The sequence below is a fragment of the Anaeromusa sp. genome (assembly GCF_028691475.1).
GTDB lineage: Bacteria > Bacillota > Negativicutes > Anaeromusales > Anaeromusaceae > Anaeromusa.
The window spans coordinates 58654-83558 of the sequence record NZ_JAQUZF010000001.1; the positions used below are offsets into that span (position 1 = coordinate 58654).

Here is a 24905-nt window from a genome sequence, read left to right on the forward strand (position 1 = left end):
ACGGTGTTTGCGATGATGCAGGAGGTGGCCCGGCTGAGTTCCGGGGGAAATTCCTGCTGAGAAATGTCCGTTCTAAGAAACTGGGCGATAAGGAGGATTCATACGAATGCCTAAGCAACAAAAAATCAGAATCCGCTTGAAGGCGTACGATCACAAAGCTCTTGATCAGAGTGCTGCTAAGATCGTAGAAACTGCGAAAAGAACCGGCGCCATGGTGTCCGGGCCGATTCCGCTTCCTACAGAGAAAAATATTTTCACTATCCTGCGTTCTCCTCATGTAAACAAGGATTCGCGGGAACAATTTGAAATGCGTACGCATAAACGTTTGATTGATATCCTGGAACCGACATCCAAAACGGTAGATTCCCTCATGCGCCTCGACCTGCCGGCCGGTGTGGATATCGAAATCAAGCTGTAGGAGGAGGTGGCAGAACATGGCAAAAAGCATTCTTGGCAAAAAACTGGGTATGACGCAGATTTTCACCGAAGAGGGGAAAGTGGTTCCGGTAACGGTAGTCGAAGCCGGACAATGCGTTGTCGTAGGAAACAAAACGGTTGAAAACGACGGCTACAATGCGGTTCAACTTGGTTTTGGAGCCGTGAAAGATAAAAACGTCACCAAGCCGATGCAGGGAGTTTTTGCAAAAGCTGGCGTGACCCCCGTAAAATTCATCCGGGAAATCCGCCTGGCGGACGCTTCCGAATTCACTGCTGGACAAATCATTGGTGTTGACACCTTTGCAGCCGGTGAAATGGTGGACGTAGTCGGCACGGCTAAAGGTAAAGGCTTTGCAGGCGGCATCAAGCGCCATAACTTTGCACGCGGACCTATGGGCCACGGCTCGAAATCGCACCGTGAACCCGGTTCTATCGGCCCTCGCATGAGCGGCGGCGGCGGCAAAGTATTCAAAGGCAAGAAATTGCCTGGACAAATGGGTGGTCAACGCGTGACCATTCAGCGTCTCAGCGTCGTTCGTATCGACACCGAGCGCAACCTGATCTTAATCAAAGGCGCCATCCCCGGCCCGAAAAAAGGTCTGGTCATCATCAAGAACACGGTGAAACCCGGCAAATAAATTCGCCGGTTTCTTGAAAGGAGGATGTGCTATATGCCGAAAGTGGCAGTATATGATATCACCGGCAAGCAAACCGGTGAAGTGGAACTGAATGATAGCGTGTTCGCTGTGGAAGTGAACGAGGCTGTGCTTCATCAAGCAGTAGTTATGCAGATGGCCAGCCAGCGTCAAGGTAATGCGTCCACAAAGACCAGAGGTTTTGTACGCGGTGGCGGCAAAAAACCCTGGAAACAAAAAGGAACCGGACGCGCTCGCGCCGGCAGCATTCGCTCTCCGTTGTGGGTCGGCGGCGGCACGGTTTTCGGACCGCAACCCCGTTCCTATGCGTTCAGCATGCCCCGTAAACAGCGTCGTTTGGCTCTTAAGTCCGCTCTGACTTCTAAAGTGCAGGACGGCGAGCTGGTGGTTCTGGAGGGCCTCGATTTTGAAGCTCCCAAAACCAAACAGGTCATTAAAATGATGGGTGATTTCAATGCTTCCGAGCAGAAAGCCCTGATCATTACGGCGGAAGAAGTGGAAAGCGTATTCAAGTCTGCCCGCAACCTTCCGAGCGTTAAAACCATTACCAGCATGGGCCTGAATGTAATGGACCTGCTCCATTATGATCGGGTTTTCGTTACCAAAGAGGCAGTCACCCGTATTGAGGAGGTGCTGGCATAATGGAAAACTTGTGCGACGTGCTTGTTCGTCCTGTCATCACAGAGAAAAGCAATCAGTTGATGGAGGAAAGCAAATATACCTTTATCGTATCGCTCAAAGCCACGAAGGTGGAAATCCGCCAGGCTGTGGAAAAAATGTTCAAAGTCCAGGTTGAGGCTGTGAACACTGTGCGTGTAATGGGTAAAACTAAGCGCATGGGCAAACACGAAGGAAAACGCCCCGATTTCAAGAAAGCTATCGTCAAACTGGCCCCCGGCCAGAGCATTGCGTTCTTCGAAGGGGTCTAAGCCGATAACACCGAAAAGGAGGGGCAATTATGGCAGTAAAATCGTTTAAACCTTATTCTGCCGGCAGACGTTTTATGACGGTAGCCAGCTTCGATGAAGTTACTACCGACAAACCGGAACGTTCTTTGCTGGTACGTCTGACTAAAAAAGGCGGCCGCAACCAACAAGGCAGACTGACTGTACGTCATCAAGGCGGCGGTCATAAGCGCATGTATCGTCTCATCGACTTCAAACGCAACAAGGACGGCATTGTCGCCAAAGTAGCGTCTGTGGAATATGATCCGAATCGTTCCGCTTATATTGCGTTGCTTCATTATTTAGACGGCGAAAAGCGCTACATTTTGGCGCCCCATGGTCTTAAAGTGGGAGACAAAGTGGAAAGCGGTCCAGAAGCCGACATTAAAGTAGGCAATGCGTTGCCGATGGTGAACATCCCCGTCGGTACCATGCTGCACAACATTGAGATGAAGATTGGCAAAGGCGGCCAGATGGTACGCAGCGCCGGCGCTTCCGCTCAGTTGATGGCTAAAGAAGGCGGCACTGCTCTTTTGCGTTTGCCCTCGGGCGAATTGCGCAAAGTGCATGTTAACTGCCGTGCAACCATCGGCCAGGTTGGCAACTTGGAACATGAAAACATTACGATCGGCAAAGCTGGCCGTTCTCGTTGGTTGGGCGTGCGTCCCGCTAACCGCGGCGTAGCAATGAACCCTTGCGATCATCCGCATGGCGGTGGTGAAGGCCGTTCGCCGGTGGGCCGCAAGCATCCGGTTACGCCTTGGGGCAAATGCGCGCATGGCGTGAAAACCCGTCGCAGCAAACAGTCCGACAAAATGATCGTCAAACGACGCACGAAATAACCGCGTGAAGGGAGGCCAAAGTCGTGTCCAGATCCATTAAAAAAGGACCTTTTGTGCATGAAAGCTTGATGAAGAAAATTGATACTATGAATGCTAGCGGCGATAAAAAGGTCGTAAAATGCTGGTCCCGCAGTTCGACAATTCTGCCGAATTTTGTGGGCCATACCATCGCTGTGCATGACGGCCGCAAACATGTTCCGGTCTATGTGACCGAAGACATGGTCGGCCATAAGCTGGGCGAATTCGCTCCGACCCGCACCTATAAAGGTCACGCCGGCTCGGAAAAATCCACTTCGCTGCGCTAAGCGCTGCGGGCTGCGTTTAGCGCAGTGATCATACCGAAAGGGGGCTAGTGCATGGAAGCCAAAGCGGTTGCCAAGAATATCCGCATTGCGCCGCGCAAAGTGAGAGTCGTTATTGACTTGATCCGCGGTAAAAATGTGGGTGAAGCATTTGCTATATTGAAATACACTCCCAAAGTGGGTACTGAAGTTGTTGAGAAGGTTTTGAAGTCAGCTGTTGCTAATGCTGAGAACAATCTTGACCTCAATGTCGACAACCTCTATGTATCGGCAGTATATGTCGATCAGGGTCCCACGATGAAACGCATTCATCCTCGGTCTCGTGGGCAAGCCTTCAAGATTTTGAAGCGCTCCAGCCATGTGACCGTGGTCGTTCAGGAACGATAAGCGGAGAAGGAGGGAACATCTAGTGGGTCAAAAAGTCAATCCTCATGGTTTTAGACTCGGCGTAATCAAGACTTGGGATGCCAAATGGTACGCCGATAAAGATTATGCAAAAAACTTGCATGAAGATATCAAGATTCGTGACTTTATTAAAAAAGCGGCATTTGCTGCTGGCGTATCTCAGGTTGTGATCGAACGCGCTTCCAACCGTGTACGCATTAACATTCATACTGCGAAACCGGGTATGGTTATCGGCCGCGGCGGCGCAGGTATTGAAGCCCTGAAAAAAGGTTTGCGCAAGCTGACCGAAAAACAGCTCGACATCAACATTGCAGAAATCAAGCATCCGGAATTGTCTTCGCAGTTGGTTGCTGAGAACATTGCAGCTCAGCTTGAACGTCGTATTGCTTTCCGTCGTGCTATGAAGCAATCTGTTGGCCGTACGATGCGTATGGGCGCTAAAGGAATTAAAATCATGTGTGGCGGCCGTCTTGGCGGGGCTGAAATTGCCCGTAGCGAAAGCTATCGCGAAGGCAGCATTCCTCTGCACACTCTGCGTGCCGACATTGATTACGGTTTTGCAGAAGCCGCTACTACCTATGGACGTATCGGCGTTAAGGTGTGGATCTACAAAGGCGAGATTTTGCCTGAAGCCAAGAAACCTGCCGCTCAAGAAGGGGGCGAATAATCATGTTGTTGCCGAAACGCGTTAAGCATCGCAAACAGTTCCGGGGTCGCATGAAGGGCAAAGCCCAAAGAGGCAACACCGTGAGCCACGGCGAATACGGTTTGGTAGCTCTTGAACCGGCTTGGATTACCAACCGCCAAATCGAGGCTGCTCGTATTGCCATGACTCGTTACATTAAACGTGGCGGTAAAGTCTGGATCAAAATTTTCCCGGATAAGCCGGTTACGGCTAAGCCGGCTGAAACTCGCATGGGTAGCGGTAAAGGCTCGCCCGAATATTGGGTGGCTGTTGTAAAACCGGGTCGCGTCATGTTTGAAATGGATGGCGTTGCCGAAGATGTAGCAAAAGAAGCTATGCGTCTGGCTGCTCACAAACTCCCGATTCGGACCCAGTTTGTTGTGCGGGAGAAAGCTCAGGAAGTGGGTGGTGAAGCAAATGAAGGCTAAAGAAATCCGTGATATGAACGCCGCCGAGCTCGATCAAAAATTGGCTGGCCTGAAAGATGAATTGTTTCACCTGAGATTTCAGCATGCGACTGGTCAGCTGGAAAACCCCATGCGCCTCAAGGAAGTTAAGAAAACCATCGCTCGCGTGAAAACCATTCAACGGGAAATGGAAATCAAAACCCAAGAAGCGTAAGGAAACAGCGCCAAGTCGCAGATGGAAGGAGGCATATCGGACGTGAGTGAAAGAAACGAGCGTAAAAACCGCATTGGCCGTGTGGTAAGCGATAAAATGGATAAGACTATAGTCGTAGCCATGGAGCGTACTGTACAGCATCCGTTGTACAAAAAGGCTGTGAAGAAAACGGTTACCTTCAAGGCTCATGATGAAAACAATGAGTGCAAGCCTGGGGATATTGTTTCCTTGATGGAAACACGCCCTCTCTCCAAAGATAAACGTTGGAGAGTTGTTGAAATTCTTGAGAAAGCGAAGTAATCGCTTTAACTTTTGAAAAATTTCAGGCTTGAAGGAGGGAGCAAGGATGATCCAACAACAAACCATTCTTAATGTTGCTGATAATACCGGTGCTAAAAAAGTTATGTGCATTCGTGTATTGGGCGGTTCCTACCGGCGCTATGCCAATATCGGCGACATCATCGTCGCTTCCGTTAAGGACGCAACGCCCGGTGGCGTGGTCAAGAAAGGCGATGTAGTGAAAGCTGTTGTCGTACGGTCTCACAAGGGCCTGCGCCGTCAAGACGGTTCCTACATTCGTTTTGACGAGAACGCCGCCGTTGTCATCAAAGAAGACAAGAGTCCCCGCGGGACCCGTATTTTTGGACCGGTTGCGAGAGAGCTGCGTGAGAAAGACTTTATGAAGATTGTCTCGCTGGCACCGGAAGTAATCTAAGTCAGGAGGGAAATCCGGCATGTCAGAAGCCAAATTGCACGTCAAAAAAGGCGATAAAGTCATGGTCCTGTCCGGTAAGGACAAAGGAAAAACTGGTGCTGTAATTCAGGCGATTCCCAAAAAGGGAAAAGCTGTTGTAGAAGGCATCAACAAAGTAAAACGTCATACCAAACCGTCTCAAAGCAATCCTCAAGGGGGCATCATTGTTAAGGAAGCGCCGGTACATGCTGCGAAGCTGATGCTGGTGTGTCCCGCTTGCGACAAAGCAACTCGGGTAAAAAGCAATGTGCTTGCTAACGGTGGTAAAGTTCGCGTTTGCAAAAAATGCGGCGAAACAATTGACAAGGATAAATAACCCAGCACGAAAGGAGGGTACCACTTGTGGTCAGACTGAAAGAGAAATATACTAGCGAAGTCGCGAAAGCGATGATGGAAAAGTTCGGATACAAGAACGTCATGGAAATCCCTAAAATCGAAAAAGTTGTTTTGAATATGGGAATCGGCGAAGCAGTGGCCAATCCGAAAGTGATTGACTCTGCGGTAGCGGATATGACACTGATTTCCGGACAAAAACCGGTTGTCACTCGTGCTAAAAAATCCGTGGCTGCCTTTAAGATTCGTGCGGGTATGCCGATTGGCGCCAAAGTTACCTTGCGCGGTGAACGCATGTACTACTTTGTAGACAAGCTGTTCAATGTCGCATTGGCTCGTGTACGCGACTTCCGCGGTGTTAGCCCGAAGTCCTTTGACGGACGCGGCAACTACACCCTGGGCATCAAGGAACAACTGATTTTCCCCGAGATCGAGTACGACAAAGTCGACAAGATCCGCGGCATGGATATAATCATTGTTACCACTGCCAAAACTGATGAAGAGGCGCGGGAACTGTTGAAGCTGATGGGCATGCCCTTCAGCGCGTAAAAAGGAGGGACAGTTGTGGCCAAGACAGCTTTGATTGAAAAATGGAAAAAAGAACCTAAATTCAAGGTTCGCAAATACAATCGCTGCAAGATTTGCGGTCGCCCGCATGCTTACATCCGCAAGTTCGAGATGTGCCGTATCTGCTTCCGGGAACTGAGCTATAAAGGCGCAATTCCGGGCGTTACGAAAGCTAGCTGGTAACCAAGCACAGGAAGGAGGTTTGTTCTCATGGTAATGACTGATCCGATCGCTGACATGCTTACCCGGATTCGTAATGCGAACTCGGTGCATCATGATAAAGTGGAGATCCCCGCTTCCAAAGTGAAGCAGGCGATGGCCGAAATTCTCAAACGCGAGGGTTTCATTAAGGACTATGATCTCGTCAACGACAATAAACAAGGCGTTCTTCGGTTGAGCCTCAAATACGGCCCGAACCGCGAGAAAGTCATCACCGGCCTCAAACGCATTTCCAAACCGGGATTGCGCGTATACGCGAAAAAAGAGCAGCTGCCCCGAGTTTTGGGCGGCCTCGGTATCGCCATTATTTCAACATCGCAGGGCATCATGACCGACAAGCAGGCTCGTCGCGAGGGCCTCGGCGGCGAAGTAGTCGCCTACGTTTGGTAAGAAGTTCTGTCTCTAGGAGGTGTAATACATGTCGCGTATTGGTAGAATGCCTATCACTATTCCGGCAGGCGTAACCATCAATTTGGATGGCAACGTTGTCACAGTGAAAGGCCCTAAAGGCGAACTGACGCGTGAAGTCGCCAAAGCTTTGACGATTAAAATCGAAGAAAACACGCTGACTGTTGAGCGTCCCAGTGATGTGAAGGAACATCGTTCCTTGCACGGTCTCACTCGTACGTTGATCAACAATATGGTTGTGGGCGTAACGGAAGGCTTTACCAAGACCTTGGAAATCAATGGTGTTGGTTATCGCGCCGCTAAGTCCGGCAATAAAGTAACCCTTTCTCTTGGCTTTTCCCATCCTGTCGAGGTTGAGCCTCCCCAGGGTCTTGCGTTGGATGTGCCTGCTCCGAATAGAATCGTAGTTTCAGGCATTAACAAAGAGGCTGTGGGCGCCCTGGCGGCGAAGATTCGCGGTTACCGCGAGCCAGAACCGTACAAAGGCAAAGGCATCAAGTACGAAGGCGAAGTAGTTCGTCGCAAAGTCGGTAAAGCCGGCGGCAAGGGTAAGAAGTAAGCCATAGGCGAAAGGAGTGAACACAGTGCTTCGTAAACCTGTAAAAAACGATTCGCGGCAGAAGCGCCACCTGCGGGTGCGCAAAAACGTCAGCGGCACAGCGGCTAAACCCCGTTTGAATGTGTTCCGCAGCCTGCATCATATTTATGCGCAAATCATTGATGATGTGGCAGGCGTAACGTTGGTTTCTGCCAGCACCATGGATAAAGACATTCGGGAACAAGTCGCCAAAGGCGGCAATTGTGAAGCGTCCAAGCTGGTTGGCGCTGCCGTAGCCAAGCGTGCTCTTGAGAAAGGTATTTCTCAAGTAGTATTTGATCGCGGCGGTTACATCTACCATGGTCGCGTAGCTGCTTTAGCGCAAAGTGCGCGTGAAGCTGGGCTGCAATTCTAAGAGGACAAGGAGGTACAGTCATGGCCAAAATTGACCATACATCCCTCGACCTGCAGGAAAAAGTGGTTTTCATTAACCGCGTAGCCAAGGTCGTCAAGGGTGGTCGCCGCTTCTCCTTCAGTGCCCTGGTCGTCGTGGGCGATGAGAACGGTCATGTCGGCGCAGGCCTCGGCAAAGCTGGGGAAGTTCCGGAAGCCATCCGTAAAGGCGTTGAAGACGCCAAGAAAAATCTCATTAAGGTGCCGATTGTCGGTACTACAATTCCTCATCAAATTCTCGGTGTGTTCGGCGCAGGCAAAGTTCTGCTGAAACCTGCTTCCGAAGGTACCGGTGTTATTGCTGGCGGCCCTGCCCGTGCGGTATTGGAGCTGGCTGGTATTCACGACATTCTCACCAAGTCGCTGGGTTCTTCGAATCCCAACAACATGGTGCGTGCTACTCTTCGCGGTCTTGAACAGCTGAAGAGAGCCGAAGAAGTGGCGGCTCTGCGTGGCAAGTCCGTGCAGGAACTGCTGGGCTAAGGAGGAGAAACAATGGCGAAACTCAACATTAAGCTGACGCGTAGCCTGATCGGTCGTCCTGAAGACCAGCGTGCCACTGTAAAAGCTCTGGGTCTCGGGAAGATCAACAGCTGCGTTGAGCAGGAAGATACCCCTGTTATCCGCGGTATGATCCGCAAAGTAGAACATCTAGTTACTGTTGAAGAACAGCAAAACTAAACGAGAGGAGGCGCTAACGATGAAATTGCATGAATTAGCTCCGGTGCCCGGCTCGAAAAAGACCCGCACTCGCCTTGGCCGCGGCCTTGGTTCCGGTCTGGGAAAAACTTCTGGCAAAGGTCATAAAGGCCAGAAGGCTCGCAGCGGCGGCGGTACTCGCCCTGGTTTTGAAGGCGGTCAAAAGCCTTTATACCTGCGGCTTCCTAAACGCGGTTTTTATAACAAGTTTGGGAAAGAGTACGCCGAAGTGAACGTGGCTACCTTGAATCGGTTTGAAGCCGGCGCAGAGGTGGATCCAGTGGCCCTTGTGGAAGCTGGCATTCTAAAGAACGTTCATGATGGCGTGCGTGTTCTTGGCGGCGGCGAGTTGACCGTAGCGTTGACCGTAAAGGCCAATGGGTTCACCAAGTCGGCTATTGCCAAGATCGAAGCTGCCGGCGGAAAAGTCGAGGTGTTCTAGGTGCTTGCAGCCCTGTCGAACGTTTTTCAGATTCCTGAGTTGCGCCAGAAGATCGTCTTTACGCTGATCATGTTTCTGGTGTTCCGGGCTGGCACTCACATCCCTGTACCTGGTGTCGATGCAGCCGTGATTGAAGAGCTGTTTACCAGCGGCAATCTGTTTGGACTGTTGGACCTGTTTGCTGGCGGTGCGCTGAGCAAGTTTTCCATTTTCGCGATGAGTATAACCCCTTACATCAATGCTTCCATTATCATGCAATTGCTGACAGTGGTCGTTCCGACCTTTGAACGGTGGAGCAAAGAAGGGCAAGAGGGTCGGAAAAAACTGACCCAAATCACGCGTTACGGTACAGTAGTGTTAGGGTTTATGCAGGCTTTGGGCATGGCTCTTGGCTTGAAGCACGCGATCATCAATCCAGGCATCGGCTCTATTCTTCTGATTGCCCTCACGCTGACGGCAGGGACAACCTTCTTGATGTGGCTGGGTGAACAGATAACCGAAAAAGGGATTGGCAATGGTATTTCGCTGATCATCTTTGCGGGGATTGTTTCCCGCCTTCCAGATGGCATCTACGTTATTTATCAGTATTTCGAAGCTGGCACGGTCGGCTTGTTTAAACTGTTGTTGTTCTTAACGATTGCGATAGCCATGATTGTTTTGGTTATTGCCATCCAACAAGGGCAGCGGCGCATTCCGGTACAGTATGCTAAACGGGTAGTTGGCCGCAAGATGTACGGCGGTCATTCCACTCATATCCCGCTGAAGGTTAACCAGGCGGGAGTTATTCCGATAATCTTTGCGTCATCCGTGCTCATGTTTCCGGTAACTATCGCCCAGTTTATTGATGTGGAATGGGTGAAAACGGTGGCGGGATGGTTTGCGTGGGGAACGCCGCTGCAGACAACTCTGTATGCGCTTTTAATCCTGTTTTTCACGTATTTCTATACTGCGGTTACCTTTAACGTCTCGGATATGGCAGAGAATATGAAAAAACACGGCGGTTTTATTCCAGGTCTGCGTCCAGGAAAACCGACCGCTGATTATCTGGACCGCGTCATGACTCGGATCACCCTGGCAGGTTCGCTGTTCTTGGCTCTGATCGCCATTTTGCCGAACTTTGTAGTGTGGGCGACAGATATCCAGGGCGTTTACTTCGGTGGCACAGCCCTCCTCATTGTTGTGGGTGTGGCGCTGGACACAATGAAGCAAATAGAGTCGCTCGTATTGATGCGGCACTATCAAGGCTTTATGAAGTAAGGAGGACCAAACATGCAAATTTTGCTTATGGGACCGCCTGGGGCCGGCAAAGGCACTCAAGCGGCGCAACTGGTGAAAGAACTGGGCATTCCGCATATTTCGACCGGCGACATGTTTCGTGCCGCTGTTAAAGAAGGAACGGAGCTTGGTAAAAAAGCCAAGGCATGCATGGATGCCGGGCAACTGGTGCCTGATGAGATTACTATCGGCATTGTACGCGAGCGTTTAGCGAAGGCGGATTGCAAACAAGGCTTTCTGCTGGATGGCTTTCCGCGGACCTTAGAACAAGCGGAAGCGCTGGGACGGACATTGGAGGAGCTGGAAAGCCGCCTGGACCATGTGATTAACATCACGGTGCCGGCGGAAGATCTGGTAGCCCGGATTACAGGTCGGCGTATCTGCCGTGCCTGCGGTGCAACCTACCATGTGTCGTTCAATCCTTCGAGCAAGAAGGATCGCTGCGATGCTTGCGATGGAGAGCTTTATCAGCGCAACGACGACCAAGAGGCAACCGTAAAAAGCCGCTTGGACGTTTACGAAGCGCAGACCCGTCCCCTCGTAAATTACTATCAGGATCGCGGTGTATATGCTGAAATTGATGGCCGACAGGACATTGACAAAGTGTTGGCTGATATCCTGAAAACATTGCGAGGCGCGTAACGATGATTGTCCTGAAAAGTCAACAGGAAATCGCCTACATGCGTGAAGCTGGGCGGATTGTGGCGGAAACGCTGGAACTCATCCGGCAAGCGGTGAAACCGGACGTGACGACACAAGAACTGGATCGAATCGCCGACGAATACATTCGCGAACGCGGTGCAATCCCGGCATTCAAAGGGTATAATGGTTTTCCCGGCAGTATCTGCGCTTCGGTAAACGAAGAAGTAGTACATGGAATTCCAGGGCCGAGGAAACTTAAGAACGGCGATATCATCAGCGTCGACATCGGTACGTTGATTAATGGATTTTATGGCGATGCAGCCATGACCTTCCCGGTAGGGGAGGTTGCTCCGGAAGTAGCGCAGCTGCTGAAGGTGACGGAAGAATCGCTTTATAAAGGTATTGCTCAAGCAGTGGCTGATCAACGTCTCTATGATATCTCACATGCTGTTCAAATTCATGCGGAAGAATTTGGTTATGGAGTAGTGCGCGACTATGTGGGACATGGCATTGGTCGCAAGATGCATGAAGATCCGCAAATTCCCAACTACGGCGCTCCCGGGCGCGGCCCGCGGCTGAAGCCTGGCATGACTCTGGCGATTGAACCCATGATTAACATGGGGACATATGAAGTAAAAACCCTGCGGGACAACTGGACCGTTATTACTAGGGACAAAAAATGGTCGGCTCATTTTGAGCATACCATTGCTGTAACTGATGGCGAACCGGAAATTTTGACACGTTTGTGAACGAAATGACTGCAGGAAAAGTGTATAGCTTGCTAAACGGCGGTTATGCACGGCAACGGCGTCTGGACCGGTCGTTTTTGCGGCTGGCCGGACGGACGAAGCCATTTGTCAGCGGATTGCGGGCAGGATGGCACAACAGGTGTAAGAAGCGGGCGAGGAGGGAGATCTCGTGTCCAAACAAGATGTAATTGAAGTAGAAGGTACGGTAGTTGAGGCATTGCCAAACGCCATGTTTCAAGTTAAACTGGAAAATGGACATGTCGTGCTGGCGCATGTTTCCGGTAAGATTCGGATGCATTTTATTCGCATCCTGCCGGGAGATCGTGTTACTGTTGAATTAACACCGTACGATTTGAAGCGCGGCCGTATTACCTATCGCTTTAAATAGGCGGATAACGGGGCAGCCCGTCGGGCTGCGCAGAGAAGGAGGCCAAGGCAAATGAAAGTAAGACCTTCGGTGAAGACCATTTGCGAAAAATGCAAAGTCATCAAGCGTCATGGCCATGTCATGGTCATTTGTGAAAATCCGAAGCATAAACAAAAACAAGGTTAGGAGGTGGCTGTTCGATGGCACGTATTGCCGGTGTGGATTTGCCGCGCGATAAGCGCGTGGAAATCTCTTTGACATACATCTATGGAGTTGGGCCGACTTTGTCCAGTGAAATCCTGGCTGCAGCGGGAATCAATCCTGATACTCGCACCCGGGATCTAACGGAAGAAGAAGTAGCTAAACTTCGTGAACTGATTGACAAAAACTACAAGGTCGAAGGCGACCTGCGGCGTGAACAGCAGCTCAATATCAAGCGTTTGATTGAGATTGGCTCATACCGTGGCCGCCGTCATCGCATAGGCTTGCCTGTGCGTGGACAGAACACGAAGAACAATGCCCGTACTCGCAAAGGTCCTAAGCGGACTGTTGGCGCCAAGAAGAAAAAATAATCCGTAAAGGAGGGAAACACGCGTGGTAGCGAAAAAAGTTGTTAGAACCAAAAGAAGAGAACGGAAAAACGTTGAGCATGGTCATGCTCACATCCGCTCTACTTTCAATAATACCATCGTCACCATCACCGATACCAAAGGCAATACTCTTTCCTGGGCTAGTGCCGGCGGCCTTGGTTTCCGCGGCTCCCGCAAGAGCACTCCTTTTGCGGCACAGATGGCTGCAGAAGCCGCTGCCAAGGTAGCTATGGAACATGGTCTCAAGCAGGTGGAAGTGTTTGTAAAGGGTCCTGGATCAGGACGTGAAGCGGCGATCCGCTCTTTGCAGGCATCTGGTTTGGAAGTAAACCTGATCAAGGACGTTACTCCCATTCCACATAACGGTTGCCGTCCGCCCAAGCGGAGAAGAGTATAATTTTCGGGAGGTGTTGAAGAGGAATGGCTAGATATACGGGTCCTGTGTGCAGACTTTGCCGCCGTGAAGGCGCGAAGCTCTACCTCAAAGGTGATAAATGCTATGGCGACAAGTGCGCGTTCACGAAACGTGCCTACGCTCCCGGCCAGCACGGCCAAGGACGTAAAAAGGTTTCGGAATATGGCTTGCAGCTGCGTGAAAAGCAAAAAGCCCGCCGGATTTACGGCATTCTGGAAGGTCAGTTCCGGAAATACTTTGATCGCGCTGAGCGTACTAAAGGTATTACCGGTGAAAACTTGCTGGTTCTGCTGGAGCGTCGTTTAGACAATGCGGTTTTCCGCATGGGTTTTGCGGCTAGCCGCAACCAAGCTCGCCAGTTGGTTCGTCATGGTCTCATGACTGTGAACGGCCGTCGGGTAAATATTCCTTCCTTCCAGGTTCGTGTTGGCGACGTAGTTGCTGTACATGAAACCAGTATGGAATCTCCGATCATCAAAATGATGATTGAAACTTACGGCAGCAAGACAGTTCCTGCATGGGTTGAAGACGTTACGGTGACCCCTGAGGCGGTTAGCGCCAAAGTGGCTCGCTTCCCCAGCCGAGAAGAGATCGACTGCCCCATCGTGGAACATCTCATCGTCGAGCTCTACTCGCGTTAATGTCCTTTCTGTGGCATAGCGTAGTAGCAACGCGCGAAGAGGAGGTCGCTTCCTAATGATGGAAATCGAAAAGCCAAGAATTGAAATTGTCGAAAGCCGTGAAGACAATCGCTATGGCAAATTTGTTTGTGAACCATTGGAACGCGGTTATGGTACTACCCTCGGTAATAGTTTACGGCGCATTTTGTTATCGTCGTTGACTGGTGCGGCAGTTACCTCTGTGCGCATTGAAGGCGTGGATCATGAGTTTTCCGTAGTTCCCGGAGTGCGGGAAGATGTCACCGACATCATCCTCAATCTCAAAGAGCTGCGTTTAAAAATGTACACTGACGAGCCGGTTGTACTTCGTATTGAAGTCGATGGTGAGAAAAGTGTTACCGCAGCTGACATTATCGCTAGTTCAGACGTGGAAATCCTCAACCCGGAAAAGCATATTGCCACCGTTGGCCAAGGTGCTTCTTTGCGGATGGAGATTGTCGCTGAAAAAGGCCGCGGCTATGTTCCGGCTGATAAGAACAAGAAAAGCGATCATGTCATTGGCGTGATTCCTATCGATTCCATTTTTTCGCCGATTCAGCGCGTCAATTATGCCATTGCTGACACTCGTGTTGGCAATGTAACTGACTATGACAAGCTGACGCTGGAAGTATGGACCGATGGCAGCATCAAGCCGGAAGAAGCAATCAGTAAATCGGCAACGATCATGATTGCGCATTTGAAACTCTTCCAAAACATGGCAGGCGAAGTGCCGGAAGAAGAAGGACCGGAAAGTGGTTTTGCCAAGGAGCCGGAAGACGGCCCCAATTTGGAAATGACCATCGAAGATCTGGATTTATCGGTACGTTCTTATAACTGCTTGAAGCGGGCTGGCATTAATACAGTAGCTGAGCTGACGCAAAAAACGGAAGACGATATGATGAAAGTCCGTAACTTGGGCCGTAAATCCCTGGAAGAAGTGAAGAAAAAGCTTGTAGAACTGGGATCAGGTCTTAAGGAAACGGAAGAATAAGGAGGAGGGACGAGAAGAATGGCCTATCGTAAACTGGGACGCGATTCTAGCGCCCGTAAGGCGCTCTTCCGCAGCCTGCTGACTTCCTTCTTTGCGCATGAGCGCATCGAGACGACTGAGGCGAAAGCCAAAGAAGTCAGCGGTCTGGCTGAAAAAATGATTACCTTGGCGAAAAAGGGTGACCTTCATGCCCGTCGTCAAGTGTTGGTCTGGGTAGACGAAGAAGTTACGAAGAAATTGTTTGACACCATCGCCCCGAAATACGCAGAACGGCAAGGTGGCTACACTCGGGTGCTGAAATTAGGCCCCCGTCGTGGCGACGCTGCGCCGATGGCGATTCTCGAGTTGGTGTAACTGCATGGGGCGACCGGATGGTCGCCTTTCTTTGCCACAGGCACGGAAGATCATCTGTTAGTGTGATTTTTCGTGCCTGTTTTTGTCGTATAAGTAAACCGGAATATTTTTGTGGTTAACTTGTCGATGGCAAAACCAAGGAAGGGAAGAAAACGTTTGGAACCGTTCATTTGCCTGGAAAAGCTAAGTCATAGCTATCAGGGCCTTAAAAATGAAATTGCCTATGCTTTGGCAGAGGTGGATTTGGTGATTCAGCCGGGAGAGTTTGTAGCCATCATCGGTACAAACGGTTCCGGTAAATCCACGCTGGCTAAGCATTTGAACGCCCTGCTCTTGCCGACCGAAGGACGCTGTTTGGTAGCAGGCCGTGATACGAGGGAAGCCGAGCAACTTTGGCAGATTCGCCAACAGGTTGGCATGGTGTTTCAAAACCCCGACAACCAGCTAGTGGCGACGCTAGTAGAGGAAGATGTGGCCTTCGGGCCGGAAAATCTTGGCGTACCCACAGCGGAAATTGTTAGTCGGGTTGAGCAAGCTTTGGCGCAAGTGGGCATGAGCGACTATCGTCAGCATGCGCCGCATTTGCTGTCCGGAGGTCAGAAGCAGCGGGTTGCTATTGCCGGTGTATTAGCCATGCAGCCGGTTTGTCTGGTGTTGGATGAGCCAACAGCGATGTTGGACCCCCAAGGGCGCCAGGAGGTTTTGCAAACCGTTTGCGACTTGCATCGGCAGCAGGGCATTACTGTTGTTTATATTACTCATTTTATGGAAGAAGCAGTAGCCGCTGATCGGGTCGTTGTTATGGACAAGGGGCGAATCGTAGCGAACGGGACGCCGGAGGAAATTTTCTGCCAGGTTCCTCGCTTGAAAGAAATGGGCTTAGATGTGCCCGTGGCGGCGGAAGTAGCTTGGCATTTGCAGCAGCAGGGGCTGTTGGCGGCAACAAGCCCTATAATTACAGACGAAGCGTTGGTGAAAGCATTATGTCCCTAGTGGTAACACAACTACAACATACCTATTCGCCTGGAACTCCTTTTGCCCAAGACGCACTGCGCGATTTAAACTTGGAGTTAGCTCCAGGAGAGCGAGTGGCTTTGATTGGACATACCGGTTCCGGCAAATCTACGTTGGTGCAAATCCTGGCGGGTCTGCTAAAACCGAGCGTAGGACAGGTTCTTTTGGACGGCTGTGAGTTTAGCGGCGGGAGCGAAGCCGCTAAGACGGCTAGACGGCGCGTGGGCTTGGTGTTTCAGTATCCGGAACACCAGTTGTTTGAAGAAACCGTAAGCGCCGATATTGCCTTTGGACCGCGCAATGCCGGTTTGCCGGAAGAAGAGGTGGCGCGGCGGGTTTCCTGGGCGATGAAGCTGGTTGGCTTGGATGAAGCAGAGCATGGACCTTGTTCTCCGTTTCAATTATCAGGAGGGCAGATGCGCCGGGTGGCTCTAGCTGGTATTCTTGCTTTGCGTCCGGAATATTTGATTTTAGACGAACCCTCTGCCGGTCTGGATCCGAAGGGCCGCGATGAAATTTATGGGCAGCTGTTGCAGCTGCAGGCGGAAACCGGCATGGGAATTTTGCTTGTAACGCACAATATGGAGGACGCGGCGCGTTTGGCGCAGCGTCTTTTGGTGTTGGATCAGGGACAACTTTTACTAGACGGTTCGCCGCAGCAGATTTTCCAAGAAGAAGGAACTCTGCTCAAATCTTGCGGCCTGGAGCCTCCAGGGGTAACCAAGCTTATGGGTGCTTTGACGCAAGCGGGATTGCCGCTAAAGGCGAGCCAAGCAGTTACGCCGAAGGAAGCGGCCCAGGAAATTGCAGCCATTCTCCGGAAGCAAGGAGGTCAAGTTCATGTTGAATAACCTTCTTGTCGGGCAGTATTTCCCGGGGAATTCGGCAGTGCACGCCTTAGATCCGCGCACTAAAATAGCAGGGGCTTTAGGGTGTATTCTGATCATTTTCTTGTTGGAAAGCGCTGCTTCTTATGGCGTCTTTTTAGTTTTTTTGGCGGTGTTGATACTGAGCGCTCAATTGCCCGTTGGCCTTGTCCTTCGTTCCTTGAAACCACTCTGGCCGATTTTGCTGCTTACCGTACTGATTCATGCCTTCAGCGGCCAAGGGGAAACGTTGGCTGCCTGGGGACCCTTTGCGGTAACAGACGGAGGGCTGCAGCAAGGCGGGCGTATGGCGGGGCGGCTGGCGCTTTTGATCGTGTCGTCGTCTCTTTTAACTTTTACTACTTCGCCTATTGCGTTGACAGATGGCTTGGAGGCGCTGCTGCGTCCTGCCAAGCGCTGGGGCCTGCCGGCGCATGAGCTGGCCATGATGATGACCATTGCTCTGCGGTTTATCCCGACTTTGTTAGAGGAAACGCAGCGCATTATTAAAGCCCAGGAAGCCCGAGGCGTTGATTTTTCCAGCGGCTCTTTGCTGCGGCGGGGAAAGAATTTGGTGCCAGTGCTTGTGCCGCTATTCATCAGCGCCTTTCGGCGGGCGGACGAGCTGGCTACAGCCATGGAAGCCCGCTGTTATCGAGGCGGCGAAGGCCGGACCCGCATGCATCCGTTGCAGTATCGACGGCAGGATGCCGTGGCGGCTCTCTTTTTGATGCTCTTTGCCTTGCTGTTGGTCTGGCTGCGTTGGGGGATGCAACCATGACCGCGCGGCGTTTAAAATTGACGGTGGCTTACGACGGTAGCGCCTATCACGGATTTCAGCGGCAACAGAACGCGCTTGCGGTACAACAGGTATTGGAGGAGCGTTTGGCGCCTCTTTTTGGGCATCAGCTGCGTATGACCGGCGCCGGCCGAACTGATACCGGCGTTCATGCTTGGGGGCAAACTGTCCATTTTGATACGGAAGGACGCATTCCAGCAGAACGCATTCCTAGAGCGGCCCGGGGGATGCTGCCAGCGGATATCGCCGTGGTGGCGGCGGAAGACGCGGATACGTCTTTTCACGCGCGTAGATCGGCCGTGGCCAAACGCTATCTGTATCGTTTGCGTCATGATGCGCCTGAAAGCCCTTTTGGCCGTCACTATGCTTGGATGGTAACTAAAAAGCTTGATGTGGCCGCCATGGAGAAAGCTACGGAATATATTTTGGGGCAGCATGATTTTTCCAGCTTTCGCGCCGTAGGCAGTGCGCCAGTGCAGCCGGTACGAACTATTTTCAGCGCCGGCTGGCAGGCGGAAGGAAACTTATTGACCTTTCATGTTTGCGGCGATGGTTTTTTATACCATATGGTGCGGAATTTGGTCGGCGCTTTTGCAGCGGTTGGCCGAGGCGAGCTGCTTGTCGATGAATTTGCCGCGTTGGTTAAGGCTAAAGATCGTTCCTTGGCGCCGCCGACAGCGCCGCCGCAAGGATTATTTTTGCAAAAGATTTTTTATCAATGGGCTAAAAATGAAATTTACTTTTTCCAGGGTATTGACAGCAGGGACGTCTTTTAATAAAATTACTTTATGAGATTTTGCCATGAATTCCATTAGCCCCGGAACTCATTAGGTAGGAAATCATAATGAAGCCATGAGCAACAGGGAGGGAATCGCACATGAAAACCACGTTTATGGCTAAAGCGGCCGAAGTGGATCGTAAATGGTTCATCGTAGACGCTGAAGGCAAGACGTTAGGCCGTTTGGCAGCCGAGGTAGCAAAAGTGCTGCGCGGCAAAAATAAACCCATTTTTACTCCTCATGTGGATACTGGTGATTTTGTCATCATTATCAATGCAGAAAAAGTAGTTCTTACCGGTAAAAAACTGGTACAGAAAACGTATTTCCGTCATTCTGGTTACGTTGGCGGTACGACGTTCACTACGGCTGGCAAAATGCTGGCTGACAAGCCTGAACGCGTTCTGGAATTGGCAGTTAAAGGCATGTTGCCGAAGAATACTTTGGGCCGTCAGATGTACCGCAAGCTGAAGGTTTACCGCGGTGCGGAGCATCCGCATGCAGCACAGCAGCCTGAAGTACTTGAAATCAACGTACGGTAATACGGAAAGGAGGACCATATCATGGCAGCAGTTAGTTATTACGGCACTGGCCGTAGAAAAACCTCCGTCGCGCGGGTGCGTCTCATCCCCGGTGAAGGTAATATCGTAGTAAATGAGCGTAAGCTTGACGAATACTTTGGCCGTAAGACGATGGAAATCATCGTAAAACAGCCTTTGGACGTTACAGAAACTCTCGGTAAATATGATGTTGTCGCCAGCGTAAAAGGCGGCGGCACCACTGGCCAAGCCGGCGCTATCCGGCATGGCATCGCGCGCGCTTTGCTCAAGGTTGACGGCGAACTTCGCTTGTCCTTGAAAAAAGCTGGTCTTTTGACCCGCGATCCTCGCGAAAAAGAGCGCCGCAAATACGGCCTCAAAAAAGCCCGCAAAGCTTCGCAGTTCTCGAAACGTTAATTTGCAACAAGAAAGTCCAGGAAGAGCATTCTTTTCCTGGACTTTTTTTATGCCGCGGTTTGTGCAATTTTTCCGACATAGTTTTTCGCGGCAGCAGGATTTAAGCGAAAAAAGTCTAATATGTTACAAATAGAACAATTTTGGAGAAGGTTAAAAAGGAAGAGGAGGATCTAGAGATGAAACGTTATTTATCTGCGTTGGTGGCAGTAGCAGTTTTAGGCACAGCGCAAGTGGCGTTTGCCAGCCTTGACGATACGAAGGAAACCATTGCCAAACAGTATGGCGACTTCCGCATGATTATTGATGAAGACAACCAGACTTGGAGCCGCCTGGATTGGGAAGCTCAAGGCAAGCGCAAAGCGAAAATTGCTTCGTATACTCACAACTTCAGCCGCAATGGCCTGGGGATTCAAATGGAAGTTACCTATGTCAATGAAAAACCGGGATCGCCCGTGCAGATTCAGCGGTTTACGCCTAACATGGGCATAAAAATTAAAGAGTTTAAAGAATATTTTCCGGAAGTATATGCCTTGATTCAGCATCCTAAGGCTATGCCCTTTGCTACGTATGATCGTCGGCTTACCCGGCAATTTCAAGAGCGGGAATCCCCGGTTACGATGGGTGTTGCCGTTAAGACCGAGCCTGTCAAACAGCCGCAGTGGTTTACGCTTTTGGTCTTCAATATTCAAGATGAGGGCCGTCTGGTAAAAGACATTGCCAATATTAGCGGCGATACGTATATTCGCGAATTTACTATTGAGCGTCTTAGCAAAACCCGCGAGGGCGACGGCATGCGCAGCGGCAGCTGGAAAGATATTAAGAACTTTTTTTGACGGTACAACGGGGAGAAAGGTAGTGAACTGGTATGACTGAGGAACGAAAGGGAGATGAGCTGCAATCGCAGAGCGACAAGCCCGAAAATGAGGTGTTGCGTCGCATTGCAGAGAAATATCATCATTTGGGAAAACGGACCAAGCTGGTAGCCGATTATGTCCTGAAAAATCCGCGCAGTATTGTCTCGCTGAGCATTACGGAACTGGCGGATTGTTGCAAAGTCAGCCAGTTTACGGTAACTAATCTGTGCAAGCAGATTAGTCTTAGCGGTTATCAGGAAATGAAGCTGATCATTGCCAAGGATTTTATACGTCCTTTAGAGCATATTCATGAAGGCATCAGCGAGCAGGACGATATCTCGGATGTAGCTTTGAAACTGGCGGAGTCACATGTGCTGTCCATTAATGCAACGCGGGAAGTGCTGGACATGTACCAGCTGAATATGGCGATTGATGCGTTGGAAAAAGCTAAACGCGTTGACTTTTATGGTGTGGGCAACACTAGCTGTGTTGCGTTAAATGCCTACCATAAATTTTTTCGCTTGGGCTTTTATACTCAGTGTATTGAAGATGCTCACGCTCAGGTTATGTCGGCGTCTCTTATGGCGCCAGGCGATGTGGCGGTGGGAATCAGCAGCTCCGGCAGCAGCAAAGTGATCTTGGATGCGCTGAAGGAAGCCAAGGAAGCAGGGGCTACCACGATTTGCATTACCGGCAAGCATAATACGCCGTTGACGAAGGTAGCGGATATCAAAATCATTACTTCTACGCCGGAAAGCTTCTATCGCAGTGAATCGATTGAAAATCTGCTGGCGCAAATTTACATTGTGGACGTACTGTATGTATCGTTGGCCATGCGCAGGCAGGATGAGTTTTTAAAAACTCTGGACAAGACGCGTAAGGCTCTTTTGGTGAAACGGGTATAAAAAAGGCCTCGCTTCTTGGAAGCGAGGCTTTTTTATATGTTACTGCCGCAGCCGCAGCGCCGTGTTTTGCGTTTCTGTGGCGGTTCCGGGTGTAATATAGCCATAACGGCTCAGGGCGGCTAAGACGATGGATTGCCGCTTTTTGGCGGCGTCAAAATCATTATAAGGGGAGAGGCGCGACGGCGCCTGGGGCAGACCAGCCAGGAGAGAGGCTTCCGCCAGGCTCAAGGAAGCGGGGGATTTGCCGAAATAAACCGAGGATGCTTCTTGAATGCCGTAAGCTCCAGCGCCGAAATAAATGGTGTTCAAGTACAGTTCAAGAATTTCATCTTTGCTGAAGCGAGCTTCTAAAAGCAAGGCTAAGGCAAACTCTTCCGCCTTGCGCCCCATGGTTTGCTCGTGGCTTAAAAAAAGATTTTTGGCCAGCTGCTGCGTGATGGTACTGCCTCCTTCGGTAATAGCGCCAAATTGCAAATTGACTAAAGAAGCGCGCAGGATGCTTTCCATATCGACGCCGGCATGTTGGTAAAAACGATGATCTTCTACGGCGATTAAGGCTTGCTGCATGGGCAGCGCAATATCGCGCAGCGGCGTAAGGGGCCTTTCTTTTAATTGCTCAGCTACGGCGTCGCGCAAAAAGATCAGCCGATGCAGGCGCTGCCAAGCGTTTTTGGGCAGGCCGGTTGATTCGAAACTGGGCAACTGTCTAGTTCCTTCTTGCAAAAGCGACTGTCCTTGTTGTTTTAAAGGAGATAAGCCGTCAAAGGAAAGAAACGCGCCCAGAAAAGCAAGACAAAAAAACACAAGTAAAACACGACCCCAGCGTAAGCGGCGCAAAGAGATCCCTCCTTCGTTTCTTACTACTATTTTATACTCCGAAAGCCTTGCTGCCAAGTGTAGCGGGAAAATGGCTGCAAAGAACGAATCAGAGAAGCGGGGCAAAGAGGGGCGATGGAAGCATAGGAATGGCTCAAAAAACGCAAACCAAGAAAGGACGTGACAATCATGACCATGTTCCTTGGCGGCGCTTTATTGCCGCATCCGCCAATTTTTCTCCCTGCGATTGGGCAGGGGCGAGAGAAGGAAGCCGCAGCCACTTTGCAAGCGTGCGGGGAGGCGGCTAGGGAGATTGCTTCTTGGGAGCCGGACGTGCTTGTTCTCATATCGCCCCATGCGCCGGGCAAGGCAAGGGCGGTTGCGGTGAATGGCAGCGAGAGCTTAAAGGGATCCTTGAGGGCTTTTGGCTTTTCGCAGGAAGAGCAATGCTGGAATGGCGCTTCTGAGCTGGCTAAGAGTTTAGTTACTGCTTGGGAGCGTGGGGGAATTTCTTGTCAAGAGCAGGAACAGGAACTAGATCATGGCGCCTTAGTGCCGTTGTATTTTCTGGCGCAGGCAGGTTGTAAAGCAAAGGTTGTGACCGTAAGCTTTGGAGCCTTGGCGCAGCGTCAGTACTATGAAATGGGTCAAATGCTGCTGCGGCTCATTCTGGCGGGAACCCAACGCGTGGCCGTTATTGCCTCGGGAGACTTATCGCACCGCGTGACTCGAAATGCCCCTGCAGGGTATCATCCGGCGGGAACGCAGTTTGACAAGCAGGTGGTAGCGGCCTTAGGTCAAGGAGATGTGGAAACGCTGTTGCATTTACCGTGGGAACTGCTGGAAGAAGCCGGTGAGTGCGGGTTGCGCTCCATTCTGTTTTTGCTGGGCGCCTGCGGACCAAAACCTTCTATACGACAGCTTTCGTATGAAGCGCCTTTTGGTGTAGGTTATGCCGTGGCCTTGGTGAAGGAGAATCCTCAGTTGACTTTGCCTGTGGACTTGGCTTGGCGCAGCATTCGCCACTATTTGCAGCAGCGTACGCTATGGCCGGAGCCGACCGAACTGCCCCCAGAATGGAATCGTCCAGGCGCTGCTTTTGTTTCTCTAAAGAAGGAAGGAATGCTGCGCGGCTGCATTGGCACCTTTGCGCCAACGCAGCCATCCTTGGCAGCGGAGATTATACGCAATGCCGTGCTGGCGGCAACGGAAGATCCGCGTTTTGAGCCAGTGCGAGAGGAAGAGCTGCAAACCCTGCAACTATCGGTGGATGTTCTTTCGGAACCGGAAAAGGTGGCGAGCGAGACGCAGCTTGATCCGAAAGAATACGGCGTGATTGTACAGCAAGGGCCTCGCCGGGGGCTGCTGCTGCCGGACTTGGAAGGAGTGGATACCGTGGAGGAACAGCTGCGTATTGCTAAACGCAAGGCAGGTATTGCTGAGACGGCAGCTGTAGAACTTTTTCGATTTCGCGTGTGTAGGTACGGCGTATGAGCGCGGCGGTGCAGAAAGAAGCGTTATGGCAGGAATCGGCAGCGGACGGACGCATACGCTGCCTGCTGTGTCCGCATCACTGTTTGCTGAAGGAAGGAGCGGATGGACGCTGCCGTGCCCGAGGGGTACGGGAAGGGCGTTTGCGCAGTTTGATTTACGGACTTGTTAGCGCGGCAGCTTTGGATCCGATGGAGAAAAAGCCATTTTACCATTTCCATCCCGGCGGGGCAATTTTTTCCGTAGGCTCCTGGGGCTGCAATATGGCCTGTCCGTTTTGCCAGAATTGGGAGATTTCCCAGTTGGCGCCGGGAAGCCGCGCCCGACAATTGACGCCGGAAGAATTGCTGCAGGCGGCTGCGGGTTTTGGCGGGGAGAATTGCGGTTTGGCGTTTACCTATATGGAGCCGCTGGTTTGGTTTGAATATGTCTTGGAAGCGGCGACATTGGCCAAAGAACGCGGTATGGTTGTGGCGATGGTGAGCAACGGCATGATTGAAGAAGAGCCGCTGCGGCAATTGCTGCCGTTGGTTGACACCTGGAACATTGACCTTAAGGCTTGGGATGCAGCCGCCTATCAACAACTGGGCGGGAATTTGGCTGCAGTGAAGCGCACGATTGAATTAACTTCCGCTTCTGCGCATGTGGAGGTTACAACTCTTTTAGCGCCAAGGGCTGGCGTTTCTTTGGCTCAGGTGCCGGAAGTCGTTTCCTGGCTGCAGGGATTGTCGCGCCCCGTTCCTTGGCATTTGACGCGCTATCATCCGGCCTGGCATTGTCGGGAGACAGGGCCATCTGTTGCGGAGATTGAAGAAATTTGGGCGGCTGCAGCAGTTTTGCATCCTTATGTGTATATTGGCAATATGCCGCACGCCCCTAGCGAGCGTACCTTCTGCCGCGGCTGCGGAGCGCCCCTCTTGGACCGACAGCGCCGTCTGCATTGGCTGACGCCGGAAAAAAGCTGCAGGAATTGTGGTAAACAAAGTGATGTTTTTGGTGAAATTCACTTTACTCCTGCAGAAAGCACTTGAATTAATATTCATATACATGTATAATTATTTAACATAGACGTGAGGAGGT

Annotated in this window: 42 protein-coding genes; 41 read left to right on the forward strand and 1 reads right to left on the reverse strand. The window is 51.2% G+C overall.

Going from position 1 to position 24905, the window contains the following annotated elements:
- Positions 1–106: 106 nt before the first annotated feature.
- From rpsJ to PHF27_RS00500, 39 genes are all read left to right on the forward strand, one after another.
- Complete coding sequence (rpsJ, locus tag PHF27_RS00310) at positions 107–418, forward strand: 30S ribosomal protein S10 (RefSeq protein ID WP_300064700.1); 312 nt, start codon at positions 107–109, stop codon at positions 416–418.
- A 16-nt stretch (positions 419–434) separates the two neighbouring features.
- Positions 435–1076, forward strand: coding sequence for a 50S ribosomal protein L3 (gene rplC, locus PHF27_RS00315; protein ID WP_300064703.1), 642 nt, complete (start codon positions 435–437; stop codon positions 1074–1076).
- A 33-nt stretch (positions 1077–1109) separates the two neighbouring features.
- Positions 1110–1736 (forward strand): 50S ribosomal protein L4, encoded by a 627-nt coding sequence (gene rplD / locus PHF27_RS00320; RefSeq protein ID WP_300064706.1) that lies wholly within the window; start codon positions 1110–1112, stop codon positions 1734–1736.
- Positions 1736–2023: a 50S ribosomal protein L23 gene (rplW, locus tag PHF27_RS00325; RefSeq protein ID WP_300064709.1), complete on the forward strand. Its 288-nt coding sequence runs from the start codon at positions 1736–1738 to the stop codon at positions 2021–2023. Before rplD ends, rplW begins: the two co-directional genes overlap by 1 nt.
- Positions 2024–2052: 29 nt before the next feature.
- A complete protein-coding gene (gene rplB, locus PHF27_RS00330; RefSeq protein WP_300064712.1) occupies positions 2053–2880 on the forward strand; it encodes a 50S ribosomal protein L2 in 828 nt (275 codons plus the stop codon).
- A gap of 23 nt (positions 2881–2903) precedes the next feature.
- Positions 2904–3185 carry a 30S ribosomal protein S19 gene (rpsS, locus tag PHF27_RS00335; RefSeq protein WP_300064714.1) on the forward strand — a complete coding sequence of 94 codons (282 nt, stop codon included), beginning with the start codon at positions 2904–2906 and terminating at the stop codon, positions 3183–3185.
- Between the two features lie 51 nt (positions 3186–3236).
- Positions 3237–3569: a 50S ribosomal protein L22 gene (rplV, locus tag PHF27_RS00340; protein ID WP_018703365.1), complete on the forward strand. Its 333-nt coding sequence runs from the start codon at positions 3237–3239 to the stop codon at positions 3567–3569.
- Between the two features lie 22 nt (positions 3570–3591).
- Positions 3592–4254 (forward strand): 30S ribosomal protein S3, encoded by a 663-nt coding sequence (rpsC, locus tag PHF27_RS00345; protein WP_018703364.1) that lies wholly within the window; start codon positions 3592–3594, stop codon positions 4252–4254.
- Positions 4255–4256: 2 nt separating this feature from the next.
- Positions 4257–4700 (forward strand): 50S ribosomal protein L16, encoded by a 444-nt coding sequence (rplP, locus tag PHF27_RS00350; RefSeq protein ID WP_300064721.1) that lies wholly within the window; start codon positions 4257–4259, stop codon positions 4698–4700.
- Positions 4690–4893 (forward strand): 50S ribosomal protein L29, encoded by a 204-nt coding sequence (rpmC, locus tag PHF27_RS00355; RefSeq protein ID WP_300064724.1) that lies wholly within the window; start codon positions 4690–4692, stop codon positions 4891–4893. Before rplP ends, rpmC begins: the two co-directional genes overlap by 11 nt.
- 42 nt (positions 4894–4935) lie before the next feature.
- A complete protein-coding gene (gene rpsQ / locus PHF27_RS00360; RefSeq protein WP_300064727.1) occupies positions 4936–5193 on the forward strand; it encodes a 30S ribosomal protein S17 in 258 nt (85 codons plus the stop codon).
- 46 nt (positions 5194–5239) lie between these two features.
- On the forward strand, positions 5240–5608 hold the full coding sequence (rplN, locus tag PHF27_RS00365; RefSeq protein WP_300064730.1) for a 50S ribosomal protein L14: 369 nt from the start codon (positions 5240–5242) through the stop codon (positions 5606–5608).
- 19 nt (positions 5609–5627) lie between these two features.
- Positions 5628–5963: a 50S ribosomal protein L24 gene (rplX, locus tag PHF27_RS00370; protein ID WP_300064733.1), complete on the forward strand. Its 336-nt coding sequence runs from the start codon at positions 5628–5630 to the stop codon at positions 5961–5963.
- Positions 5964–5989: 26 nt separating this feature from the next.
- On the forward strand, positions 5990–6529 hold the full coding sequence (gene rplE / locus PHF27_RS00375) for a 50S ribosomal protein L5 (protein ID WP_300064736.1): 540 nt from the start codon (positions 5990–5992) through the stop codon (positions 6527–6529).
- A 15-nt stretch (positions 6530–6544) separates the two neighbouring features.
- On the forward strand, positions 6545–6730 hold the full coding sequence (locus PHF27_RS00380; protein ID WP_018703357.1) for a type Z 30S ribosomal protein S14: 186 nt from the start codon (positions 6545–6547) through the stop codon (positions 6728–6730).
- 27 nt (positions 6731–6757) lie between these two features.
- A complete protein-coding gene (gene rpsH / locus PHF27_RS00385) occupies positions 6758–7156 on the forward strand; it encodes a 30S ribosomal protein S8 (RefSeq protein WP_018703356.1) in 399 nt (132 codons plus the stop codon).
- 28 nt (positions 7157–7184) lie between these two features.
- Positions 7185–7733, forward strand: coding sequence for a 50S ribosomal protein L6 (gene rplF / locus PHF27_RS00390; protein ID WP_300064740.1), 549 nt, complete (start codon positions 7185–7187; stop codon positions 7731–7733).
- Between the two features lie 25 nt (positions 7734–7758).
- On the forward strand, positions 7759–8127 hold the full coding sequence (rplR, locus tag PHF27_RS00395) for a 50S ribosomal protein L18 (protein ID WP_018703354.1): 369 nt from the start codon (positions 7759–7761) through the stop codon (positions 8125–8127).
- Between the two features lie 20 nt (positions 8128–8147).
- Positions 8148–8648: a 30S ribosomal protein S5 gene (gene rpsE / locus PHF27_RS00400; protein ID WP_300064743.1), complete on the forward strand. Its 501-nt coding sequence runs from the start codon at positions 8148–8150 to the stop codon at positions 8646–8648.
- Between the two features lie 12 nt (positions 8649–8660).
- The gene (gene rpmD / locus PHF27_RS00405) at positions 8661–8846 is read left to right on the forward strand and encodes a 50S ribosomal protein L30 (protein WP_300064746.1); all 186 of its coding nucleotides are present in this window, start codon (positions 8661–8663) and stop codon (positions 8844–8846) included.
- 19 nt (positions 8847–8865) lie between these two features.
- Positions 8866–9306 (forward strand): 50S ribosomal protein L15, encoded by a 441-nt coding sequence (gene rplO, locus PHF27_RS00410; RefSeq protein ID WP_300064749.1) that lies wholly within the window; start codon positions 8866–8868, stop codon positions 9304–9306.
- Entirely contained in the window at positions 9307–10563 is a 1257-nt protein-coding gene (gene secY, locus PHF27_RS00415) for a preprotein translocase subunit SecY (protein ID WP_300064752.1), read from the forward strand. It begins immediately after the preceding gene.
- 12 nt (positions 10564–10575) lie between these two features.
- Positions 10576–11223: an adenylate kinase gene (locus tag PHF27_RS00420; RefSeq protein ID WP_300064755.1), complete on the forward strand. Its 648-nt coding sequence runs from the start codon at positions 10576–10578 to the stop codon at positions 11221–11223.
- Between the two features lie 2 nt (positions 11224–11225).
- Positions 11226–11972, forward strand: coding sequence for a type I methionyl aminopeptidase (gene map / locus PHF27_RS00425; protein WP_300064758.1), 747 nt, complete (start codon positions 11226–11228; stop codon positions 11970–11972).
- A 169-nt stretch (positions 11973–12141) separates the two neighbouring features.
- Entirely contained in the window at positions 12142–12360 is a 219-nt protein-coding gene (gene infA / locus PHF27_RS00430) for a translation initiation factor IF-1 (RefSeq protein ID WP_018703347.1), read from the forward strand.
- Between the two features lie 51 nt (positions 12361–12411).
- Positions 12412–12525 (forward strand): 50S ribosomal protein L36, encoded by a 114-nt coding sequence (rpmJ, locus tag PHF27_RS00435; protein ID WP_300064762.1) that lies wholly within the window; start codon positions 12412–12414, stop codon positions 12523–12525.
- Between the two features lie 14 nt (positions 12526–12539).
- Positions 12540–12911 (forward strand): 30S ribosomal protein S13, encoded by a 372-nt coding sequence (gene rpsM, locus PHF27_RS00440; RefSeq protein WP_300064765.1) that lies wholly within the window; start codon positions 12540–12542, stop codon positions 12909–12911.
- Between the two features lie 22 nt (positions 12912–12933).
- Positions 12934–13326: a 30S ribosomal protein S11 gene (gene rpsK, locus PHF27_RS00445; protein ID WP_018703345.1), complete on the forward strand. Its 393-nt coding sequence runs from the start codon at positions 12934–12936 to the stop codon at positions 13324–13326.
- A gap of 23 nt (positions 13327–13349) precedes the next feature.
- A complete protein-coding gene (gene rpsD / locus PHF27_RS00450; protein ID WP_300064768.1) occupies positions 13350–13985 on the forward strand; it encodes a 30S ribosomal protein S4 in 636 nt (211 codons plus the stop codon).
- Between the two features lie 55 nt (positions 13986–14040).
- Positions 14041–14994: a DNA-directed RNA polymerase subunit alpha gene (locus PHF27_RS00455; protein WP_300064771.1), complete on the forward strand. Its 954-nt coding sequence runs from the start codon at positions 14041–14043 to the stop codon at positions 14992–14994.
- A gap of 18 nt (positions 14995–15012) precedes the next feature.
- Positions 15013–15348 (forward strand): 50S ribosomal protein L17, encoded by a 336-nt coding sequence (gene rplQ, locus PHF27_RS00460; RefSeq protein ID WP_018703342.1) that lies wholly within the window; start codon positions 15013–15015, stop codon positions 15346–15348.
- Positions 15349–15504: 156 nt separating this feature from the next.
- Positions 15505–16341 (forward strand): energy-coupling factor transporter ATPase, encoded by an 837-nt coding sequence (locus PHF27_RS00465; protein WP_300064774.1) that lies wholly within the window; start codon positions 15505–15507, stop codon positions 16339–16341.
- Entirely contained in the window at positions 16257–17213 is a 957-nt protein-coding gene (locus tag PHF27_RS00470) for an energy-coupling factor transporter ATPase (RefSeq protein ID WP_363320026.1), read from the forward strand. The genes PHF27_RS00465 and PHF27_RS00470 overlap by 85 nt, the downstream gene beginning before the upstream one ends.
- Positions 17203–18009 (forward strand): energy-coupling factor transporter transmembrane component T, encoded by an 807-nt coding sequence (locus PHF27_RS00475; protein WP_300064777.1) that lies wholly within the window; start codon positions 17203–17205, stop codon positions 18007–18009. Before PHF27_RS00470 ends, PHF27_RS00475 begins: the two co-directional genes overlap by 11 nt.
- On the forward strand, positions 18006–18803 hold the full coding sequence (truA, locus tag PHF27_RS00480; RefSeq protein ID WP_300064780.1) for a tRNA pseudouridine(38-40) synthase TruA: 798 nt from the start codon (positions 18006–18008) through the stop codon (positions 18801–18803). The genes PHF27_RS00475 and truA overlap by 4 nt, the downstream gene beginning before the upstream one ends.
- 101 nt (positions 18804–18904) lie before the next feature.
- On the forward strand, positions 18905–19345 hold the full coding sequence (rplM, locus tag PHF27_RS00485) for a 50S ribosomal protein L13 (RefSeq protein WP_300064783.1): 441 nt from the start codon (positions 18905–18907) through the stop codon (positions 19343–19345).
- A 21-nt stretch (positions 19346–19366) separates the two neighbouring features.
- Positions 19367–19759, forward strand: a complete 393-nt coding sequence (rpsI, locus tag PHF27_RS00490) for a 30S ribosomal protein S9 (protein WP_300064786.1) — start codon at positions 19367–19369, stop codon at positions 19757–19759.
- A gap of 176 nt (positions 19760–19935) precedes the next feature.
- The gene (locus tag PHF27_RS00495) at positions 19936–20592 is read left to right on the forward strand and encodes a hypothetical protein (protein WP_300064789.1); all 657 of its coding nucleotides are present in this window, start codon (positions 19936–19938) and stop codon (positions 20590–20592) included.
- Between the two features lie 32 nt (positions 20593–20624).
- Positions 20625–21518, forward strand: a complete 894-nt coding sequence (locus PHF27_RS00500; protein WP_300064792.1) for a MurR/RpiR family transcriptional regulator — start codon at positions 20625–20627, stop codon at positions 21516–21518.
- Between the two features lie 39 nt (positions 21519–21557).
- Here PHF27_RS00500 and PHF27_RS00505 read toward each other — a convergent pair whose 3' ends face one another.
- Positions 21558–22355: a biosynthetic peptidoglycan transglycosylase gene (locus PHF27_RS00505; RefSeq protein WP_300064795.1), complete on the reverse strand. Its 798-nt coding sequence runs from the start codon at positions 22353–22355 to the stop codon at positions 21558–21560.
- A gap of 168 nt (positions 22356–22523) precedes the next feature.
- On the opposite strand from PHF27_RS00505, the gene amrA reads away from it, so the two are divergent.
- Both amrA and amrS read left to right on the forward strand, forming a co-directional pair.
- Positions 22524–23828: an AmmeMemoRadiSam system protein A gene (amrA, locus tag PHF27_RS00510; protein WP_300064798.1), complete on the forward strand. Its 1305-nt coding sequence runs from the start codon at positions 22524–22526 to the stop codon at positions 23826–23828.
- Positions 23825–24856: an AmmeMemoRadiSam system radical SAM enzyme gene (gene amrS, locus PHF27_RS00515; protein ID WP_300064801.1), complete on the forward strand. Its 1032-nt coding sequence runs from the start codon at positions 23825–23827 to the stop codon at positions 24854–24856. The genes amrA and amrS overlap by 4 nt, the downstream gene beginning before the upstream one ends.
- Positions 24857–24905 lie beyond the last annotated feature (49 nt).

What these genes read in the sequence shown, in the direction of transcription:
- PHF27_RS00455 (WP_300064771.1), top strand. Translation starts at nt 14,041, where the DNA reads ATGATGGAAATCGAAAAGCCAAGAATTGAAATTGTCGAAAGCCGTGAA.
- rplP (WP_300064721.1), top strand. Translation starts at nt 4,257, where the DNA reads ATGTTGTTGCCGAAACGCGTTAAGCATCGCAAACAGTTCCGGGGTCGC.
- PHF27_RS00420 (WP_300064755.1), top strand. Translation starts at nt 10,576, where the DNA reads ATGCAAATTTTGCTTATGGGACCGCCTGGGGCCGGCAAAGGCACTCAA.
- map (WP_300064758.1), top strand. Translation starts at nt 11,226, where the DNA reads ATGATTGTCCTGAAAAGTCAACAGGAAATCGCCTACATGCGTGAAGCT.
- rplQ (WP_018703342.1), top strand. Translation starts at nt 15,013, where the DNA reads ATGGCCTATCGTAAACTGGGACGCGATTCTAGCGCCCGTAAGGCGCTC.
- rpsH (WP_018703356.1), top strand. Translation starts at nt 6,758, where the DNA reads ATGGTAATGACTGATCCGATCGCTGACATGCTTACCCGGATTCGTAAT.
- rpmD (WP_300064746.1), top strand. Translation starts at nt 8,661, where the DNA reads ATGGCGAAACTCAACATTAAGCTGACGCGTAGCCTGATCGGTCGTCCT.
- truA (WP_300064780.1), top strand. Translation starts at nt 18,006, where the DNA reads ATGACCGCGCGGCGTTTAAAATTGACGGTGGCTTACGACGGTAGCGCC.
- rpmJ (WP_300064762.1), top strand. Translation starts at nt 12,412, where the DNA reads ATGAAAGTAAGACCTTCGGTGAAGACCATTTGCGAAAAATGCAAAGTC.
- PHF27_RS00475 (WP_300064777.1), top strand. Translation starts at nt 17,203, where the DNA reads ATGTTGAATAACCTTCTTGTCGGGCAGTATTTCCCGGGGAATTCGGCA.
- PHF27_RS00500 (WP_300064792.1), top strand. Translation starts at nt 20,625, where the DNA reads ATGACTGAGGAACGAAAGGGAGATGAGCTGCAATCGCAGAGCGACAAG.
- rpsJ (WP_300064700.1), top strand. Translation starts at nt 107, where the DNA reads ATGCCTAAGCAACAAAAAATCAGAATCCGCTTGAAGGCGTACGATCAC.
- rplX (WP_300064733.1), top strand. Translation starts at nt 5,628, where the DNA reads ATGTCAGAAGCCAAATTGCACGTCAAAAAAGGCGATAAAGTCATGGTC.
- rplD (WP_300064706.1), top strand. Translation starts at nt 1,110, where the DNA reads ATGCCGAAAGTGGCAGTATATGATATCACCGGCAAGCAAACCGGTGAA.
- rplO (WP_300064749.1), top strand. Translation starts at nt 8,866, where the DNA reads ATGAAATTGCATGAATTAGCTCCGGTGCCCGGCTCGAAAAAGACCCGC.
- PHF27_RS00495 (WP_300064789.1), top strand. Translation starts at nt 19,936, where the DNA reads ATGAAACGTTATTTATCTGCGTTGGTGGCAGTAGCAGTTTTAGGCACA.
- rpsD (WP_300064768.1), top strand. Translation starts at nt 13,350, where the DNA reads ATGGCTAGATATACGGGTCCTGTGTGCAGACTTTGCCGCCGTGAAGGC.
- rpmC (WP_300064724.1), top strand. Translation starts at nt 4,690, where the DNA reads ATGAAGGCTAAAGAAATCCGTGATATGAACGCCGCCGAGCTCGATCAA.
- rpsI (WP_300064786.1), top strand. Translation starts at nt 19,367, where the DNA reads ATGGCAGCAGTTAGTTATTACGGCACTGGCCGTAGAAAAACCTCCGTC.
- rplB (WP_300064712.1), top strand. Translation starts at nt 2,053, where the DNA reads ATGGCAGTAAAATCGTTTAAACCTTATTCTGCCGGCAGACGTTTTATG.
- rplW (WP_300064709.1), top strand. Translation starts at nt 1,736, where the DNA reads ATGGAAAACTTGTGCGACGTGCTTGTTCGTCCTGTCATCACAGAGAAA.
- rpsE (WP_300064743.1), top strand. Translation starts at nt 8,148, where the DNA reads ATGGCCAAAATTGACCATACATCCCTCGACCTGCAGGAAAAAGTGGTT.
- rplN (WP_300064730.1), top strand. Translation starts at nt 5,240, where the DNA reads ATGATCCAACAACAAACCATTCTTAATGTTGCTGATAATACCGGTGCT.
- amrS (WP_300064801.1), top strand. Translation starts at nt 23,825, where the DNA reads ATGAGCGCGGCGGTGCAGAAAGAAGCGTTATGGCAGGAATCGGCAGCG.
- rplF (WP_300064740.1), top strand. Translation starts at nt 7,185, where the DNA reads ATGTCGCGTATTGGTAGAATGCCTATCACTATTCCGGCAGGCGTAACC.
- rplM (WP_300064783.1), top strand. Translation starts at nt 18,905, where the DNA reads ATGAAAACCACGTTTATGGCTAAAGCGGCCGAAGTGGATCGTAAATGG.
- amrA (WP_300064798.1), top strand. Translation starts at nt 22,524, where the DNA reads ATGACCATGTTCCTTGGCGGCGCTTTATTGCCGCATCCGCCAATTTTT.
- rplV (WP_018703365.1), top strand. Translation starts at nt 3,237, where the DNA reads ATGGAAGCCAAAGCGGTTGCCAAGAATATCCGCATTGCGCCGCGCAAA.
- rplC (WP_300064703.1), top strand. Translation starts at nt 435, where the DNA reads ATGGCAAAAAGCATTCTTGGCAAAAAACTGGGTATGACGCAGATTTTC.
- rpsM (WP_300064765.1), top strand. Translation starts at nt 12,540, where the DNA reads ATGGCACGTATTGCCGGTGTGGATTTGCCGCGCGATAAGCGCGTGGAA.